Genomic DNA, 796 nt, shown 5'->3' with positions numbered 1-796 from the left:
TGCGTCAGTTTTGGGCGAACGTGCATAAAAAAAGAGAAATAAACTTAAAATAACTAAAACAAATTAATTTTTATGAAGACAGGACAAACTGCAAAAATGATATTTACTTTATCAATTTGCCTATTTACAATTATTTCTAATGCACAAGATGCAAGTGTTGAAAAATCGACTTATGGAATACAAGTTGGTGTTTTAGGAATTTATGCACATCGTGAAGTAAAATTATCAAATGAAATTGCATTAAGAGCAGAAGTCGGAATGGATGCAGGTCTTTTTGGTGGTAGTTTTTATCCTAAAAATGGATACTTAATTACACCTGTTATAACTGTAGAACCAAGATGGTATTATAATTTAGAAAAAAGAATTTCTAAATCGAAAAAAATAAGTGGAAATAGCGGAAATTTCCTTACAATTCAAACAAGCTATCATCCAAATTTATTTGTAATATCTAATTATGACAATATAGAAATCGCAGACCAAATTTCAATAATTCCAACTTGGGGAATAAAAAGAAATATTGGAAATCATTTTACATATGAAACTGGAATTGGTATTGGTTATAGATACATTTTTGCCAAAAGCGTAGGATATGCAAAAAATGAAGGAGAAACTGCCGCAAACATTCATTTAAGAATTGGATATAGATTTTAAATAAAAAACCGAACGCACAACAGCAGTTTGCAAAAATGGCGGGTTTTGGGCTTAATTTAAAGTTGGTTTTGTATTTGCAAAGTCAGTGTTTAAACGAAAGTTTAGGCTTCCTTAATCCGCCACTTCTGCAAGCTGCGAAACGTTG

The 796-nt window shown here is 30.8% G+C and carries 1 protein-coding gene; it reads left to right on the top strand.

What is annotated here, in order from left to right:
* Positions 1-72: 72 nt before the first annotated feature.
* Positions 73-651, top strand: coding sequence for a hypothetical protein (locus CXF59_RS00100; protein ID WP_101135710.1), 579 nt, complete (start codon positions 73-75; stop codon positions 649-651).
* The last annotated feature ends 145 nt before the right edge of the window (positions 652-796 follow it).

Origin of the sequence: Flavobacterium sp. ALD4 (assembly GCF_002836475.1) — a bacterium.
Classification (GTDB): Bacteria; Bacteroidota; Bacteroidia; order Flavobacteriales; family Flavobacteriaceae; genus Flavobacterium.
The sequence above is the reverse complement of the archived record's forward strand: the minus strand, read 5'-3'. Positions and strand labels throughout refer to the sequence as shown.